This is a genomic window from Dactylosporangium thailandense, from assembly GCF_059739745.1.
In genome coordinates this window covers 3,436,201-3,451,273 of sequence record NZ_AP029195.1, presented here as the reverse complement: position 1 = coordinate 3,451,273, position 15,073 = coordinate 3,436,201, and the positions used below count along the sequence as shown (strand labels likewise).

General features: G+C 73.5%; 15 protein-coding genes. 4 read left to right on the top strand and 11 right to left on the bottom strand.

The features are described 5' to 3' along the window. Positions 1 to 33: 33 nt before the first annotated feature. The 7 genes from AC6JBM_RS15535 to AC6JBM_RS15505 form a co-directional block, all read right to left on the bottom strand. Positions 34 to 1,611, bottom strand: a complete 1,578-nt coding sequence (locus AC6JBM_RS15535; protein ID WP_497984316.1) for a SpoIIE family protein phosphatase — start codon at positions 1,609 to 1,611, stop codon at positions 34 to 36. After that, positions 1,608 to 3,311: an ATP-binding protein gene (locus AC6JBM_RS15530; RefSeq protein ID WP_497984315.1), complete on the bottom strand. Its 1,704-nt coding sequence runs from the start codon at positions 3,309 to 3,311 to the stop codon at positions 1,608 to 1,610. Before AC6JBM_RS15530 ends, AC6JBM_RS15535 begins: the two co-directional genes overlap by 4 nt. After that, on the bottom strand, positions 3,308 to 4,351 hold the full coding sequence (locus AC6JBM_RS15525; protein ID WP_497984314.1) for an ATP-binding protein: 1,044 nt from the start codon (positions 4,349 to 4,351) through the stop codon (positions 3,308 to 3,310). The genes AC6JBM_RS15530 and AC6JBM_RS15525 overlap by 4 nt, the downstream gene beginning before the upstream one ends. Beyond that, a complete protein-coding gene (locus AC6JBM_RS15520; protein ID WP_497984313.1) occupies positions 4,348 to 4,767 on the bottom strand; it encodes an anti-sigma regulatory factor in 420 nt (139 codons plus the stop codon). The genes AC6JBM_RS15525 and AC6JBM_RS15520 overlap by 4 nt, the downstream gene beginning before the upstream one ends. Further along, complete coding sequence (locus AC6JBM_RS15515) at positions 4,760 to 5,161, bottom strand: STAS domain-containing protein (RefSeq protein WP_497984312.1); 402 nt, start codon at positions 5,159 to 5,161, stop codon at positions 4,760 to 4,762. Before AC6JBM_RS15515 ends, AC6JBM_RS15520 begins: the two co-directional genes overlap by 8 nt. Further along, the gene (locus AC6JBM_RS15510) at positions 5,161 to 6,015 is read right to left on the bottom strand and encodes an STAS domain-containing protein (RefSeq protein ID WP_497984311.1); all 855 of its coding nucleotides are present in this window, start codon (positions 6,013 to 6,015) and stop codon (positions 5,161 to 5,163) included. The genes AC6JBM_RS15515 and AC6JBM_RS15510 overlap by 1 nt, the downstream gene beginning before the upstream one ends. 387 nt (positions 6,016 to 6,402) lie before the next feature. Next, complete coding sequence (locus AC6JBM_RS15505; protein WP_497984310.1) at positions 6,403 to 6,648, bottom strand: hypothetical protein; 246 nt, start codon at positions 6,646 to 6,648, stop codon at positions 6,403 to 6,405. A 35-nt stretch (positions 6,649 to 6,683) separates the two neighbouring features. On the opposite strand from AC6JBM_RS15505, the gene AC6JBM_RS15500 reads away from it, so the two are divergent. The 3 genes from AC6JBM_RS15500 (at position 6,684) to nth (ending at position 9,335) form a co-directional block, all read left to right on the top strand. Further along, positions 6,684 to 7,508 (top strand): class I SAM-dependent methyltransferase, encoded by an 825-nt coding sequence (locus AC6JBM_RS15500; RefSeq protein ID WP_497984309.1) that lies wholly within the window; start codon positions 6,684 to 6,686, stop codon positions 7,506 to 7,508. A 70-nt stretch (positions 7,509 to 7,578) separates the two neighbouring features. Then, positions 7,579 to 8,568 carry a malate dehydrogenase gene (locus AC6JBM_RS15495; RefSeq protein ID WP_350619253.1) on the top strand — a complete coding sequence of 330 codons (990 nt, stop codon included), beginning with the start codon at positions 7,579 to 7,581 and terminating at the stop codon, positions 8,566 to 8,568. Between the two features lie 68 nt (positions 8,569 to 8,636). Beyond that, on the top strand, positions 8,637 to 9,335 hold the full coding sequence (gene nth / locus AC6JBM_RS15490) for an endonuclease III (RefSeq protein ID WP_497984308.1): 699 nt from the start codon (positions 8,637 to 8,639) through the stop codon (positions 9,333 to 9,335). Here nth and AC6JBM_RS15485 read toward each other — a convergent pair. From AC6JBM_RS15485 to AC6JBM_RS15475, 3 genes are all read right to left on the bottom strand, one after another. Continuing rightward, entirely contained in the window at positions 9,328 to 10,428 is a 1,101-nt protein-coding gene (locus AC6JBM_RS15485; protein WP_497984307.1) for a DNA glycosylase AlkZ-like family protein, read from the bottom strand. The genes nth and AC6JBM_RS15485 overlap by 8 nt on opposite strands. Before the next feature lie 62 nt (positions 10,429 to 10,490). Then, the gene (gene lon / locus AC6JBM_RS15480) at positions 10,491 to 12,833 is read right to left on the bottom strand and encodes an endopeptidase La (RefSeq protein ID WP_497984306.1); all 2,343 of its coding nucleotides are present in this window, start codon (positions 12,831 to 12,833) and stop codon (positions 10,491 to 10,493) included. Between the two features lie 132 nt (positions 12,834 to 12,965). Then, positions 12,966 to 14,150 (bottom strand): FAD-dependent monooxygenase, encoded by a 1,185-nt coding sequence (locus AC6JBM_RS15475; RefSeq protein ID WP_497984305.1) that lies wholly within the window; start codon positions 14,148 to 14,150, stop codon positions 12,966 to 12,968. A 90-nt stretch (positions 14,151 to 14,240) separates the two neighbouring features. Between AC6JBM_RS15475 and AC6JBM_RS15470 the strand changes: the two genes are divergently transcribed. Further along, the gene (locus tag AC6JBM_RS15470) at positions 14,241 to 14,813 is read left to right on the top strand and encodes a TetR/AcrR family transcriptional regulator (RefSeq protein ID WP_497984304.1); all 573 of its coding nucleotides are present in this window, start codon (positions 14,241 to 14,243) and stop codon (positions 14,811 to 14,813) included. A 3-nt stretch (positions 14,814 to 14,816) separates the two neighbouring features. On the opposite strand, the gene AC6JBM_RS15465 is transcribed toward AC6JBM_RS15470, so the two are convergent. Beyond that, positions 14,817 to 15,008 (bottom strand): DUF397 domain-containing protein, encoded by a 192-nt coding sequence (locus AC6JBM_RS15465; RefSeq protein ID WP_497984303.1) that lies wholly within the window; start codon positions 15,006 to 15,008, stop codon positions 14,817 to 14,819. Positions 15,009 to 15,073: the final 65 nt, after the last annotated feature.

Genomic DNA, 15,073 nt, shown 5'->3' with positions numbered 1-15,073 from the left:
GCGTCACCGCCGCGGCCGCCCGCCGCAACCAGATCAGGCGGAAATCCCCCGGCGGATCACCAGCATCGCCTGGTCGTCGTCGGACTCGTCGCCGAGGCCCAGCAGCAGCGCGTCGCAGACCGCCTCGAGGTCGCCGTCGCCGCCGTCGGCGCCCAGACCCGCCGCCAGCGCCAGCTGCAGCCGCTCCAGCCCCTCGTTGAACGTCGAACCCCGCCGCTCGATCAGCCCGTCCGTCACCATCACCAGCGACTCGCCCGGATCGAGCGTGAACACCGTCTCCGCGTCGTGGACCGTCGGCACGCCCAGCAGCGCCACCCGCCCCTCCACCGGCGTCGCCCGCCCCGCGGCGACCCGCAGCGGCGGCGGATGCCCGGCGTTGGCCAGCCGGATCTCCCCGGACGCCAGCTCGATGCGCAGCAGGCACATCGTCACGATCTCCTCCGGCAGGAACCGCAGCATCATCCGGTTCAGCCGCTCCAGCGTCAGCCCCGGCGCGTGATCCTCGGCCAGGTACGCCCGCAGCGCGTGCCGCACCTCCGCCATGATCGTCGCCGCCCGCAGCGAATGCCCCGCCACATCGCCGATCGCCGCGACGACGTGCCCCTCCACCGCCACGATCTCGTAGAAGTCGCCGCCCACGTACGCGTGGTCGCTCGCCGGCCGGTACCGCACCGCGATGTCATAGCCCGGCACCGGCGGCAGCGACGCCGGCAGCATGCTCTGCTGCAGCGTCAGCGCCGTGCGCCGCTCCTCGTCGTAGGAGCGCAACGCCTCCACCGCCAGCGCGATCGCCTGCCCGAGCTGGCGCAGCACGTCGTGGTCGTCGTCGGTGAACCCACCGGCCGGCACCGCGATGTGCAGCGGCTCCCGCCCCGCCTTGGCCCGGGCCACGACCCGGAACACCGGCCCGTCCCACCACGGGCCGCCGTCCTGCCCGAACAGCGCCGCGCCCGCCGCACCCTCCAGCGGGTCGGCCTCGAAATGCTCCCGGTACGCGCCCCGCACCACCGGCACCGCCCCGGCCGCGTCCACCTGCACCGCGAGGGCCCCGGTCTCGGGCGACGCCGCGGCGACCGCCGCCGCCCCGCCGAAGACCCGCGACGCCCCGACCGCCGCCAGCCGCAGCAGCTCCGGCAGGCTCGTGGCCGCGTTGATCGCCGCCGTCGTCTCCACCAGGCGGGTCAGCCGCCCGGCCAGACGCTCGGCGCGGTGGCGGGCGCGGGAGTACCGCAGCAACGCCCCCACCGTCGCCAGCAGCTCGTCCGGGTCGATCGGCTCGGCCAGATACGCGTCCGCGCCCCGCATCAGCCCCTGCGTCCGGTCCACCGCGTGCACCGCGGTCGCCGAGATGTGGATCACCGGCACCGCCGCCGTGCGCGAATCGTCCTTGATCCGCTCCGCCACCTCGAACCCGTCGATGTCCGGCAGCCGCACGTCGAGCACCACCAGCTCCACCGCCGCTCCCCCGCCGTGCAGCAGCGCCAGCGCCTCCTCGCCGGTCGCGGCCTCGGTCACCCGATGCCCCTCCCGCCGCAGCCAGCTGGTGATCACGTACCGCTTCGACGGGCTGTCGTCGACGACGAGAATGTCGGCGGCCTGCTCCGGGTTCACGGGCGCAGCCCCGCGACGAGGTCGACGACCGCGCGACGGGTCAGCTGCTCCTTCGTCAGCACCGAGCGCGCATGGGCCAGCTCCTGCGGCGCGAAGTCGGACACGTCGGCCGCCGTCACCACGAACACCGGAATGCCGGCGACGTCCGGCAGCGCCGCCAGATCGGCCAGCAGCACCGTGCCGTCACCACCCGGCATCCGCAGATCCAGGAAGATCACCGACGGGCGCTCCCGCACCGCGATCGCCAGCCCCGCCCGCACGTCGGCGGCCTCCTGTACCTCGTCGGCGATCCCCGCCAGCAGCTGACGCAGCAGGTGCCGGGCCGCCGGGTCGTCGTCGACCACCAGCGCCCGCTCCACCTGCGGCAGCGGCCCCTCGTCCCGCGCGTCCTCGGGCAGCGCCGGGCGCAGCGGCAGCGACAGCGTGAACGTGCTGCCCTCCCCCGGCTCGCTCACCATCGTCAAAGCCCCGCCCAGCAGCGCCGCCAGGCGCCGCGCGTACGGCAGCCCGAGCCCCGTCCCGCCCGCCTGCCGCGCCCCGCGCACCTGATGGAACTCCTCGAACACCCGCGCCTGCTCCGCGAACGGAATCCCGATGCCGGTGTCGGTGACCGCGATGTACAACCGGTCCGCGTCGACCCACGCCCCCATCCCGACCGTCCCCCGGTCGGTGAACTTCAGCGCGTTGGTGAGCAGGTTGCGCAGGATCTGCGTCAGCAGCAGCTCGTCGGAGATCAGCCCGGCCGCCGGCGGCTCGTCGACGTCCAGCTGCACCTCCGGCCGCGCCAGGGGCCGCAGCGTCCCGCGCAGCTGCCCGAACACCGCCACCAGGTCGATCGGCCCCCAGTTCGGCTCGATCCGCCCCGACTCCGCCTTGGCCAGGTCCAGCAGGTCGTTGACCCGCGCCAGCAGATCCGCCGCCGAACCCTGCACCAGCCCCAGCTGATGCGTCTGCTCCGACGTCAGCGGCTCCGAGCGCGGGTCCAGCAGCAGCCGCGTCAGCCCGATGATCGCCGTCACCGGCGCCCGCAGCTCGTGCGACACGTTGGCCAGGAACCGGCTCTTGGCCTCGTTGGCCTCCCGCAGCTGCGCCGAGCGCTCGTCCAGCTCCGCGTACAGCGCGACCACGCCCTGGTTGGTCTGCTCGAGCTCCTCCGACAGCTGGGTGTACAAGGCCATGACGCCCTTGTTCGTCTCCTCCAGCTCCGCGTTGAGATGCAGCAGCTCGTCGCGGTGGGCCTGCACCTCCTCCAGCGCCGTGACCAGCTGGCGGTTCTGCACGCTGAGCTCGTCCAGCGCCGTCGTCGGAGTGCTGACCTCCAGCTCGTTGCGCGCCTGCTCGATCCGCTCCGGGTCGACCTGCGCGGGCAGCCGCCGCGTCAGCACGATCCGCTCGTCCTCCACCCGCACCTCATCCATCAGCCGCCCGGCCGCCCGGACTCCCTCGAGAGCCTGGTTACCCACGACCGCTGATGACACAACAATGACCAGGTGGGGGCGGGGTTCGGCGGCCGCCGTGAACGTCACCTCGGCGCCGAGCGCCTCCCGGCCGACCTCGCTCAGCGCGGTCGCCACCCGGACCTGGTCCTGATACTCCAGCCCCAGCGCGGCGGCCACCTCCCGGCCCCGCTGGCGCAGCACGAACACGTCGTGCTCGGTCGCGAGCACCATCCGCAGGATCGGCGCGCCGTCGCCGGTCACGCCGGCTCACCGGCCGCCCCGCCGGCCACGGCCACGGCCACGCACGCGTCGTCCCGGCGCACCCCGGCGTCGCGCAGCAGCGTCGCCGCCACCAGCAGCGGCTCCTGCCGCGACAGGCCCGGGTAGTCACGCAGGGTCCATCGGTCCGAGACGCCGTCGGAGTGCAGCACCACGACCCCCTCCGGCGGCAGCTCGTAGGTGAACTCGCGGACACCCCGCGACTGGTGCCCGACGATGCCGGGCATGCTCACCATGCCCCGCCGGTCCCCATTGGGAAACGCGATCGTCCCCGCGACGTTGCCCAGCCCCGCGAACACCACCGACCCGCCCGCGATCCGCGCCACCGACACCGCCGCCCCGCGGGTGTGCGACACCGTGCGGTGCAGGTGCTCCACGATCGCCGCCGGCGCCTCCAGCGACGAGCCCAGGAACCCGTCGGCGATCGCCGCCGAGGCCGCCGCCGCCAGCGAGCCGTGCCCGAGCCCGTCGGCGACCAGCACCAGCAGGCCCCCGTCGCCGGTCGCCCGGGCCGCGTACCGGTCCCCGCACACCTTCTCGCCGGTGATCGGCCGCGACAGCCCCGCGACCGGCGAGCGCACCGCCCGCCGCTTCTCCCCCGGCCACAGCTGCGCCGCCAGGACCGTGCCCTTGCCCGGCAGCGAGTAGCCGCTCGCCGAGTCCGAGAGCCGCTGGACGGCGCCGAGGCCGATGCCGAGCGTCCCGGCCGTCGAATGCCCGTCCACCGAGCTGAACGGCAGGTCCCGCATCCCCGGCCCCGAGTCGACCGCGACGAGCTCGATGCCGCCGATCTCCCCGCGGCGCAGGCAGCGCACCGACAGCGTGCCGCCGTCGGCGTGCCGGTGCAGGTTCGAGGCCAGCTCGGCGGCGACGATCGCCACCTCACCGGCCCGCTGCTCGCTGAAGCCGAGCCGCCGCGCGCAGTCGGTCGCGACCCGGCGGGCGACCCCGGCCGCCCCGGGTTCGTCGACCGCGACCCAGCCCAGCTCCTCGACCGTCGGCGGTGCCGCGACGGTCGTCACCGGGCCCACTTCGTCACCGCGATGCGCGTGCCGCTGCCCGGCGTCGAGTCGATCTCGAACTCGTCCACCAGGCGCCGTGACCCCGAAAGGCCCAGCCCCATGCCGTTGCCCGTGGTGTACCCGTCCGTGAACGCCAGCCCGAGATCCGCGATGCCGGGCCCGGAGTCCACGAACTCGGCCCGCACCCCGGCCCGCCGGCCGTTGTGCACCCCGGCGATCGTCGCGTATCCCCCGCCCCCGTGGATGAGCGTGTTGCGGGCCAGCTCGCTGGCCGCGGTCACCAGCTTCGTCTGGTCCACCAGCGGCAGCTTCGCCTCCACCGCGGCCACGCGCACCGCCTGCCGGACCCGCACGACGTCCTTGTCGTCGCCGATGTCCAGCCGCTGCGGCTCCTGACCGGGGGCGAAGTCAGGCACCGTCGTCCTCGACCACCGTGAGCACGCCGACGCCTTGGATGTGCTTCGACGTCGCCAGGATCTCCAGCGCCTTGTCGACGTTGAGCGCGGTCCGCACGCCGTTGAGCGACAGGCCCAGCTCCACCAGCGTGATCGCCACCGCGGGGCGCATCCCGACGACGACGGTCTCGGCGTCGAGGACCCGGGACACCGCCGCGATCGTGGACAGCATCCGGCCGATGAACGAGTCGACGATCTCCAGCGCCGAGATGTCGATGACCACCCCGTGCGCCCCGGTCTCCACGATCCGGTCGGACAGATCCTCCTGCAGCTGCAGGGCGGTCTGGTCGTCGAGGTCGATCTGGATCGACACGAGCAGGATGTCGCCGATCTTCAGAACGGGTACCCGGTCCATCAGCTCGCCTTGCGCTTGGCGAACTCGACGCCGCTGGCCCGCAGCGCGTGCACGAGCGCGTCGGCGAGCGTCGCCTTGGTGGCGATGTCGCCGAACTCGATGCCCAGCGCGACGACCGTCTGGGCGATCTGGGGCCGGATGCCCGAGATGATGCACTCCGCGCCCATGAGCCGCGCGGCCACCACGGTCTTGAGGATGTGCTGGGCCACCTGGGTGTCCACGGCCGGCACGCCGGTGATGTCGACGATCGCGTAGGCGGAGCCGGTGTCGACGAGCGTCTGCAGCAGCTTCTCCATCACCACCTGGGCGCGGGCCGAGTCCAGCGTGCCGACCAGCGGCACCGCCACCACGCCCTCCCACAGCTTCACCACCGGCGTGGACAGCTCCAGCAGCTGCTCGGTCTGGTCGGCGATGATCTCCTCGCGGGCCTTCGCGTAGGTCTCGAACGTGAACAGGCCCATCTCGTCGACGAGCAGCGACAGCACGAGGAAGTCGGCCGGCACCTGGTCCGCGTCGGCGGACTCGGACAGCCCGAGCACGACCTCCTTGACGGTGAACACCAGGTTCGCCGTCTCGGTCGGCGTGAAGCCCTGCCGCGCCCACGACCGCGACAGGTCCGTGAGCGCCCCGCGGGACTCCCCGCTCCCGGCCGCGGTCAGCTCGCCGTCGCCGGTTCCCTCGAGCATGCCCAGCAGCGCCGCGTACACCTCGCGGACCTGCCGCTGCAACTCGGCGTCGGTGAGCCGGCCCCGCAGCGTACGGGCGGCGATCTCCGCCCAGCGCCGCAGGATCTCGTCCTCGTGCGACCGCAGGAGCGCACTGAGCCGCTGCCTGGCCTCGGCGTTCACCTTCACCCGTCCACTCCCTCTACACGTTTCGTGATTCGGAAAGGACGGTACCGCCCGCCGCTCACCCGAGCGAACGCGGACACCTGTTTGCCACGCGACAACCTTTCGGACCCGGGTGGGCCGGCCACGACCGCGACCACCCGCGGAGGGTGAGGCCACGGGAGTAACGGTCCGCACCACGGCGGACATCGCGGTAGCTCTGCATGGGCTCCTGCTCCCCGGCGGCACGGTCCTGCCGACGGTCCGCACCACCGGGTCACACCCCGCAGAGCATCCTAGGAACCTAGGTGAATCCTGCATCTGTACGGCCAGGCCGAGCCGGCGGCGGGCGGCTGTCGTCGCGGGAGCCGGAGGTGGCACGGCTCATCGCCCGCGGGCCGACCAACCGCGGCTTTATAGCGTTGCGAGGCGCGTCTCGCGCTGGGCAGACTCGATCGCCTCGCCGCGGGTGTCGCCCAGCCACACCACCGGGGTGACGGGGTGCCCGACCCGGTGCAGCTGGCCGGTCTCGTCCGTCCAGGCCACCAGCGGCACCGGCTGCACGTGCTCGGTCTGCCAGCCGATCACCCGGCCGGCCTGGATCTCGTTCTCCGCCGTGGTCGCCAGCCACAGCGGGGCGTTCTGCGCAATGATCGTCATGCCTGGGTGATGCCCCGGCAACGGAGGGTGCAACCATGACCAGCCCCGACAACATGACCAGCCCGGACAGCATGACCAGCCTTGACAGCCTGCTCGACGAGGCCGAGGCGGCGCCGGTCGACGGGTGGGACTTCGCCTGGTTCGACGGGCGCGCCACCGAGGAGCGGCCGCCGTGGGGCTACGCGCGGCGCCTCGGCGAGCGCCTGCGCACCGCGACCGCGGCCCTGGACGTGCAGACCGGCGGCGGCGAGGTCTTCGCCGGAGCGCTCGGGGCCGCGTTCGCCGCCGGGGCCGGCCCCGCCACGGTGGCCGCCACCGAGTCGTGGGCGCCCAACGCCGTGCTGGCCCGCGCCGCGCTGGCCCCGTTCGGCGCGGCCGTCGAGCAGGTCGCCGACGACGCGCCCCTGCCCTTCCCGGCCGGCGCGTTCGACCTGGTGAGCAGCCGGCACCCGACCGTCGTGGGCTGGGCCGAGCTCGGGCGGGTGCTCGCGCCCGGCGGCACGTACTTCGCCCAGCACGTCGGGGTCGGCACCGCGGCCGCGCTCACCGACTTCATGATGGGCCCGCAGCCGGTCGGCGACGGGCGCAGCGTCGAGCGGGCCCGGGCCGGCGCCGAGGCGGCGGGGCTCGAGGTCGTGGACGTGCGCACGGCGACGCTGCGCCTGGAGTTCCTCGATGTCGCGGCGGTCGCGGTGTACCTGCGCAAGGTGATCTGGATCGTGCCCGGCTTCACGATCGCGCGGTACCGCCGCCGCCTGGAGGCCATGCACGAGCTGATCGGACGCGAGGGCTCCTTCGCGGCGACGACGACGCGGTACCTGATCGAGTGCCGTAAGCCACACGGAGTGGACGGAAGGTGAACGCTCGATTCGGCGGCGGGGATAGTTTGGGCACAGAAGCACACCCGCCGTTGCTGCCAGGAGACTTCTCATGAGCGATTCGCCCGTCAACGTCACCGTGACCGGTGCGGCCGGCCAGATCGGCTACGCGCTGTTGTTCCGCATCGCCTCCGGGCAGCTGCTCGGCGCGAACACCCGCGTCAAGCTGCGCCTGCTGGAGATCCCGCAGGCCGTGCGCGCCGCCGAGGGCACGGCCCTGGAGCTGGAGGACGGCGCGTTCCCGCTGCTCGCCGGTGTCGACGTGTTCGATGACCCGAAGGGCGCCTTCTCCGGCGCCAGCGTAGCCCTGCTCGTCGGCGCCCGCCCGCGCACGAAGGGCATGGAGCGCGGCGACCTGCTCGAGGCCAACGGCGGCATCTTCAAGCCGCAGGGCGAGGCGATCAACGCCGGTGCCGCCGACGACATCAAGGTCCTCGTCGTGGGCAACCCGGCCAACACCAACGCCCTCATCGCCCAGCGCCACGCCCCGGACGTGCCGGCCGAGCGCTTCACCGCGATGACCCGCCTCGACCACAACCGGGCGATCTCCCAGCTGGCCCGCAAGCTGTCGGTGCCGGTCACCGAGATCCGCAAGGTCACCATCTGGGGCAACCACTCCGCGACGCAGTACCCGGACCTGGTGCACGCCGAGGTCTCCGGCCGCAACGCCGCCGAGACCGTCGGCGACCAGCAGTGGCTCGAGAACGAGTTCATCCCGCGGGTGGCCAAGCGCGGCGCCGAGATCATCGAGGTCCGCGGCGCGTCCTCGGCCGCCTCCGCCGCCTCGGCCGCGATCGACCACGTCTACGACTGGGTGAACGGCACCCCCGAGGGCGACTGGACCTCGGCCGCGATCGTCTCCGACGGCTCCTACGGCGTGCCCGCCGGCCTCATCTCCTCCTTCCCGGTCACCTCGGCCGGCGGCAAGTGGGAGATCGTGCAGGGCCTGGAGATCGACGCCTTCTCCCGCGCCCGCATCGACGCGTCGGTGGCGGAGCTGGACGAGGAGCGCCAGGCCGTCGAGCGCCTCGGCCTCATCTGAGCACTACTTCGAGTGGGGACGGTCCTTCGGGGCCGTCCCCACTGTCGTACGCGCAGTACGCTTCCACGGTGACTTCCCCGGCGCCGACGGCCCTGCCGATCGCGGAGACCCGGCGCGCGCGGCGCATCCTCAAGCTGCTGCTCGCCCGCTACCCGGACCACCGGCTCGAGCTGGACTTCGCCTCGCCGCTGCAGCTGCTGGTCGCGGCCACCCTGGCCGCGCAGACCCTCGACGAGCGCGTCAACGCCGTCACCCCCACCCTCTTCGAGCGGTACCCGGCCGCGGCCGACCTGGCCGACGCCGAGCAGGAGGAGATGGAGCAGATCCTCGTCCCGGTCGGGTACTACCGGCAGAAGACCCGCAACGTCATCAAGCTCGCCGCGACCCTGGTCGAGCGGCACGACGGCGTGGTCCCGGAGACGCTCGAGGAGCTCGTCGCGCTGCCGTGGGTCGGGCGCAAGACCGCCAACATGGTGCTGGGCAACGCCTTCGGGGTGCCGGCGATCTCGGTCGACACGCACGTGAGCCGCGTGGCGCACCGGCTCGGGTGGTGCCCCGAGAAGGACGTGGACGCGGCGGAGACGGCGATCCAGGCCCGGTTCGACAAGAAGGACTGGGTGACGGTCAACCAGGTGCTGATCCTGCACGGGCGGCGCACCTGCCACTCGCGCAAGCCCGCGTGCGGGGCGTGCCCGCTCGCCCGCGAGTGCCCGTCGTCGGCGCTGGGCGAGCAGGACCCCGAGAAGGCCCGGGCCCTGCTCAAATGACATTCAGGCGGCGCTGCTCGGCCTCGATGCCGGCCTGCGGGACGCGCTCGTCGAACAGGGTGACCTCGGCGCCGTCCCAGACGCCCGCGACCCGGCCGCGGTAGGCGACGACCGGGGAGATCCAGCCCGCGGCCCGGCTCACCTGCGCGCGGTGCTCCGGCGGGACCACCCGGGCGTCGGCGGTGCCGGGGCCGAGGACGAACTGGTCGAAGGCGGGCAGGAGGCGTACGTCGTCGAAGTCCCGGGCGCCGGCCAGCGCCTCGAGGTCCTCGGCCCGGGCGAAGAGCCGCTCCCCCTCGACGTCGACCTCGGCGAGCACGCCGTCGGCCAGCAGGCCCGCGAACCACTGGCGCAGCGCCGCCTTGCGCGACGCGCCGCGGCACAGCCACTGGTCGAAGGCCGCCGCCGACGCGGGGCCGTAGGCGCCCAGGTACGCCGGGATCACGACCCGGGCGGCCTCGGCCGGATCGGGCAGCCCGGTCCAGCCCGGCACGAACGTGTCCGGCCGGGTGAAGGTGACCCGCCGGTCGCCGGCGCTGGGGCCGTGGACGAGCACGCCCTGCCAGGCGAGGGGCTTGAGGACCGTGCCCCAGCCGGACGCGAGGTGCTCGGCGAGGTCCGGGTCGCCGGCGTGCTCGACGACCGCGGTGGTGAGCTGCTCCCGGGTGAGCACCCGGCCGTCCAGTGCCTCGTGCGCGGCGGCGGCCAGCTTCTCCATCTGGGCGACGGTCACGAAGGTCTTCTGCCACGAGCCCTTCTCCCAGGTCCGGGCGGCCCCGATGAGCGCCAGGTGGGCGGGGGCCTGGCGCGCCTCGAGCAGGTGCAGGGTGCCCCGGGCCGCCCACGTCTTCACGAGCCGCCGCCCGCGCAGCGCGGCCCGCACGTCCTCGCCGCCGGTCTCGCTCCCGGACCCGGACCCGGGCGCGGGCTGACGGGCGGCGACGGCCTGCTCGGCCGCGGACGTGACCTGTGCCTGGACGCCGGCGAGCCGCTCGACGACGGCCACGGGGTCCGCGGCCTCGGCGGGGCGGTGCAGCCACTGCTGCCGGCTGCGCCACATGAGCACGGCGTCCCAGGTCAGCGAGATCGTCACGCCCGTCACCGTACGCGACGCGGCGCCGCGCCCCTTTCGGGCACGGCGCCGCATCGGGCCGCTCAGATGGCCGCGGGCACGAAGTCCGGGACCGCCGGGCCGTCGCTGTCCTCGGGGGCCGGCCGCAGGGCCAGCGCCAGCACGTCGGCGACGTCGGCCAGGGCGTGCACGGTCAGCTGGCCGCGCACCTCCTCGGGCAGGTCGTCCAGGTCGGGCTCGTTGCGCTTCGGGATGATGACCTCGGTCAGCCCGGCCCGGTGCGCGGCGAGCAGCTTCTGCTTCACCCCGCCGATGGGCAGGACCCGGCCCGCGAGCGTCACCTCGCCGGTCATCCCGAACTCCGGGCGCACCGGCCGCCCCGTGGCCAGCGACGCCAGCGCCGTGACCATGGTGATGCCCGCGCTCGGCCCGTCCTTCGGCACCGCGCCGGCGGGGACGTGCAGGTGGATGCGCTTGCCGGCGAGCTGGTTCGGGTCGATGCCGAGCCGGCGGCCGTTGGAGCGCAGGTAGGACAGCGCGATGTGCGCCGACTCCTTCATCACGTCGCCGAGCTGGCCGGTCAGGGTCAGGCCGGGCTCGCCCTCCATCGAGGTCGCCTCGATGAACAGCACGTCGCCGCCCGCCCCGGTCACCGCGAGGCCCGTCGCCACGCCGGGGACGGCGGTGCGCTCGGCGGACTCGGGCGTGAACCGGGCCCGGCCCAGGTAGGTCGCGACCTCGTCGACCCCCACCCGCACCGGCGCCGGGTCGGTCGCGAGCGCGACGGCGACCTTGCGCAGGATCTTCGCGAGGGCCCGCTCGAGCTGGCGGACGCCGGCCTCGCGGGTGTGCTCGCCGGCGATGCGCCCGAGCGCCTCGTCGGTGATCGTGAAGTCCGCGGCCTCGAGCCCGGCCCGCTCCAGCTGCCGGGGCAGCAGGTGGTCGCGGGCGATGGCGACCTTCTCCTGCTCGGTGTACCCGTCCAGGGAGACCAGCTCCATGCGGTCCAGCAGCGGGCCGGGGATGGTCTCGACCACGTTCGCGGTGGCCAGGAAGAGCACGTCGGACAGGTCGAGGTCGACCTCGAGGTAGTGGTCGCGGAAGGTGTGGTTCTGCGCCGGGTCGAGCACCTCGAGCAGGGCCGCGGCCGGATCGCCGGCGTAGCCGACGGCCAGCTTGTCGACCTCGTCGAGCAGCACGACCGGGTTCATCGAGCCGGCCTCGCGCAGGGCGCGCACGATGCGGCCCGGCAGCGCGCCGACGTAGGTGCGCCGGTGCCCGCGGATCTCGGCCTCGTCCCGCACGCCGCCGAGCGACACCCGCACGAACTTGCGGCCCAGCGCCCGGGCGACGGACTCGCCGAGGCTGGTCTTGCCGACCCCGGGAGGGCCCGCGAGGGCCAGCACCGCGCCGGAGCCGCGGCCGCCGACGACCTGCAGGTTCTTCTCGGCGCGGCGGTTGCGCACCGCGAGGTATTCGAGGATCCGGTCCTTCACGTCCGCCAGCCCGGCGTGGTCGGCGTCGAGGACCGCCCGCGCGGCGGCGAGGTCGGTGTTGTCCTCGGTCCGCTCGTTCCACGGCATCTCCAGCACCGTGTCGAGCCAGGTGCGGATCCAGCCCGCCTCGGGCGACTGGTCGCTGGCCCGCTCCAGCCGGCCGACCTCGCGCAGCGCGGCCTCCTTGACCTTCTCGGGCAGCTCGGCGGCCTCGACCCGGGCCCGGTAGTCGGCGGAGCCGTCGGGCTCGTCCTCGCCGAGCTCCTTGCGGATCGCGGCGAGCTGCTGGCGCAGCAGGAACTCGCGCTGCGTCTTCTCCAGCCCCTCGCGCACGTCGTGGTTGATCTTCTCGTTGACCTGCTGCTCGGCCGCGTGCGCCCGCGCCCACTCCACCAGCAGCTCCAGCCGCGCGGTGACGTCGGGCGCCTCCAGCAGCTGCACCTTCTGCGCGAGCGTCAGCCACGGCGCGTAGCCGGCCGAGTCCGCGAGCTCGGACAGGTCCGTGATCTTCTCGACGGTGTCGATGACCTGCCAGGCGCCGCGCTCCTGCAGCACGCCGATGACCAGCGCCTTGTATTCGCGGGCCAGCTCCCGTGCCTTCCCGGCCGGCGCCGGCTCGCTGACGAGCGTCGCCTCGACCCAGAGCGCGGCCCCCGGCCCGGGCACGCCCGCGCCGATCCGCGCGCGGTCCACGCCCCGGATCACGGCCGCGGGCTCGCCGCTGGGCAGCCGCCCGACCTTCTCGAGCACGGCGATGACGCCGTGCGAACCGTATGCGCCGTCGACCCGCGGCACCGCGAGCACCCGCTGGTCGCCGCCGGCCCGCGCCGCGTCGACGGCCGCCTGCGTGGAGGCGTCGAGCGTCACGGGGATGACCATGCCAGGGAGCAGGACGTCGTCGTTGAGCGGAAGAACAGGAAGCGTTGCCATCAGAGACACACCTGCCATCAGTAGGTTGAGCGTGTCAGGCTTAAGTTACAAACGATGCCCCTTGTTCCCACGAGCACCTTTCGTGTGACCCAGGCCACTCGGACCGGCTCCGCCCGGCGGCCCCGGCCCCGGTCAGACGAGCACCGGCGGGTCGTATTCGGGCAGGTCGATCGCCGTGGCCGTCTTCGTCGCGAAGTGCCGGATCAGCCGGGGCGCCACCGGGACATACCGCAGCGTCCTGAAGAACCGGTTCCGCTGCGCGATCTTCTTCCAGCTCGTCGGCACCAGGAAGTCGGGGCTCCCGCCGCCCTGCCGCTGGCACGTCGCCACATAGGGCCGCATCACCTCCTCATATCGGCGCAGCGCCACCCGGTGCTCGCCCCGCGCCCGGTCCAGCTCGCCCGCGAGCACGTGCGCCCCGACGAGCGCCAGGCCGGTGCCGTTGCCCCCGGGCCCGCCCGCATACCCGGCGTCGCCGAGCAGCACGACCCGCCCCCGCGACCAGCGGTCGAGGTGGATCTGGGTGGTGGAGTCGAACCAGAAGTCCTCGGCGCGCTCCATCGCCTCGAGCAGCTCCGCCGTGCGCCACCCGGCGCCGGCGAACCGCTCGGCCACGATCCGCCGCTGCTGGTCCACGTCCCGGTGGTCGAACTCGAGCCCGGGCTCGTAGAAGCTCATCGACACGATCTGGTCGCCGCCGTGCGGGGACGTCACCGTGATCGCGCGGCCGGGCTCGTTGTACATCACCCCGCTGCGCCGCAGGCCCATCGTGCCCGGCATGGTGAAGACGCCGCCGTAGACCCCGAGCGGCCGGCGGTGCGCCGGATCGTCGCCGAACACGAGCCGCCGCACCCCGGAGTGCACCCCGTCGCACCCCACCACCAGGTCGAAGCGCCCCGCCGCACCGCCGCCGAAGGCCACCTCGACCCCGCGCTCGTCCTGCTCGATCCCGGTGATCTGGTCACCGAATCGGTATCGCACCCGGTCGCGCGTCGCGCCGTAGAGTACCTCGGCGAGATCGCCGCGCAGCACCTCCAGGTCGCCGCTGAACACCGCGGCGGGCAGCGCCGCGACCCGCGCCCCGGTGCCGTCGACGATCGCGATGTCGCCCATGTGCGTGGCGCGCGCCTCGAGGGCGTCGCGCAGGCCCATGCGGGCCAGGGTTCGCAGGTGCACGGGTCCGCGGAAGTCGACGGCGTAGCCGCCGCCCCGCAGTGCCGGTGCCTTCTCCACGACGGTCACGTCATGCCCGTAACGCTGCAGGCACAACGCCAGGGCGGGCCCCGCGACGCTGGCCCCCGAGATGAGGATGTCCATGCGGGTAACCATACACTCGTTCTACACGCTTGTATAGAACGGCCGTGTAGCACGGTTGTATAGCACGGATGTTTTGTATGATCGCGAGCCATGGGACATCGCGAAGACCTGCTCGAGGGCGCGGTTCGCTGCATCTACGAGAAGGGCTACGCCCGGACCACCGCGCGCGACGTCGTCGAGGCGTCCGGGACCAACCTCGGCTCGATCGGCTACCACTACGGCGGCATGGCGAAGCTGATGACCGCCGCCCTCGAGCGGGCGGTCGAGAACTGGGGCCTGTCACTGGCCCAGGCGGTGATGTCGGCCGACGCTGACGGGCTCACCGGGGCGGAGCGCTTCGAGCAGTACTGGGAGTACATGATCGAGAGCGTCAAGCAGCACCGCCCGCTGATGATGGCGACGTTCGACGCGTTCCTGGAGATGGACCGGTCGCAGGAGGTCCGGCAGCTGCTCGTCGAGGGCATGCGCGACGCCCGCGGCCTCTGGGCGCAGGTGTTCCACGGCATCGACCCCGAGGCCGAGCCGGCCCGGGCCGCCCAGGTCGGCTCGTTCTACCAGGCCCTGATCAGCGGAGTCCTGACCCAGGTCCTCATCGACGAGGACGGCGCCCCCACCGCCCAGGACCTGACGGCGGCGGTGCGCATCGTCGCCGGGAGCCTGTGACGCCTACAGGCCACCCCCGGCCACGGCCCGCACGAACCGGCTCCACGACTCTCCCGAGAAGCGCAGCACCGCCCCGTCGGGCGCCTTCGAGTCCCGCACCAGCACCTCCCGGCCGTCCCGCGCGAACTCGACGCAGTTGCCGTTGATACTGGCGGAACTGCGCCTCCAGCCCCGGCTCCGCACCCGCTCGTCCATCACGTTCCCCCCGCCTGTCCGACGAATCCAACGATCGATCTCGATGGCTTGTCCTCATCGTAGAA

What these genes read in the sequence shown, in the direction of transcription:
- AC6JBM_RS15515 (WP_497984312.1), bottom strand. Translation starts at nt 5,161, where the DNA reads ATGGACCGGGTACCCGTTCTGAAGATCGGCGACATCCTGCTCGTGTCG.
- AC6JBM_RS15505 (WP_497984310.1), bottom strand. Translation starts at nt 6,648, where the DNA reads ATGACGATCATTGCGCAGAACGCCCCGCTGTGGCTGGCGACCACGGCG.
- AC6JBM_RS15500 (WP_497984309.1), top strand. Translation starts at nt 6,684, where the DNA reads ATGACCAGCCCCGACAACATGACCAGCCCGGACAGCATGACCAGCCTT.
- AC6JBM_RS15495 (WP_350619253.1), top strand. Translation starts at nt 7,579, where the DNA reads ATGAGCGATTCGCCCGTCAACGTCACCGTGACCGGTGCGGCCGGCCAG.
- lon (WP_497984306.1), bottom strand. Translation starts at nt 12,833, where the DNA reads ATGGCAACGCTTCCTGTTCTTCCGCTCAACGACGACGTCCTGCTCCCT.
- AC6JBM_RS15475 (WP_497984305.1), bottom strand. Translation starts at nt 14,150, where the DNA reads ATGGACATCCTCATCTCGGGGGCCAGCGTCGCGGGGCCCGCCCTGGCG.
- AC6JBM_RS15470 (WP_497984304.1), top strand. Translation starts at nt 14,241, where the DNA reads ATGGGACATCGCGAAGACCTGCTCGAGGGCGCGGTTCGCTGCATCTAC.
- AC6JBM_RS15465 (WP_497984303.1), bottom strand. Translation starts at nt 15,008, where the DNA reads ATGGACGAGCGGGTGCGGAGCCGGGGCTGGAGGCGCAGTTCCGCCAGT.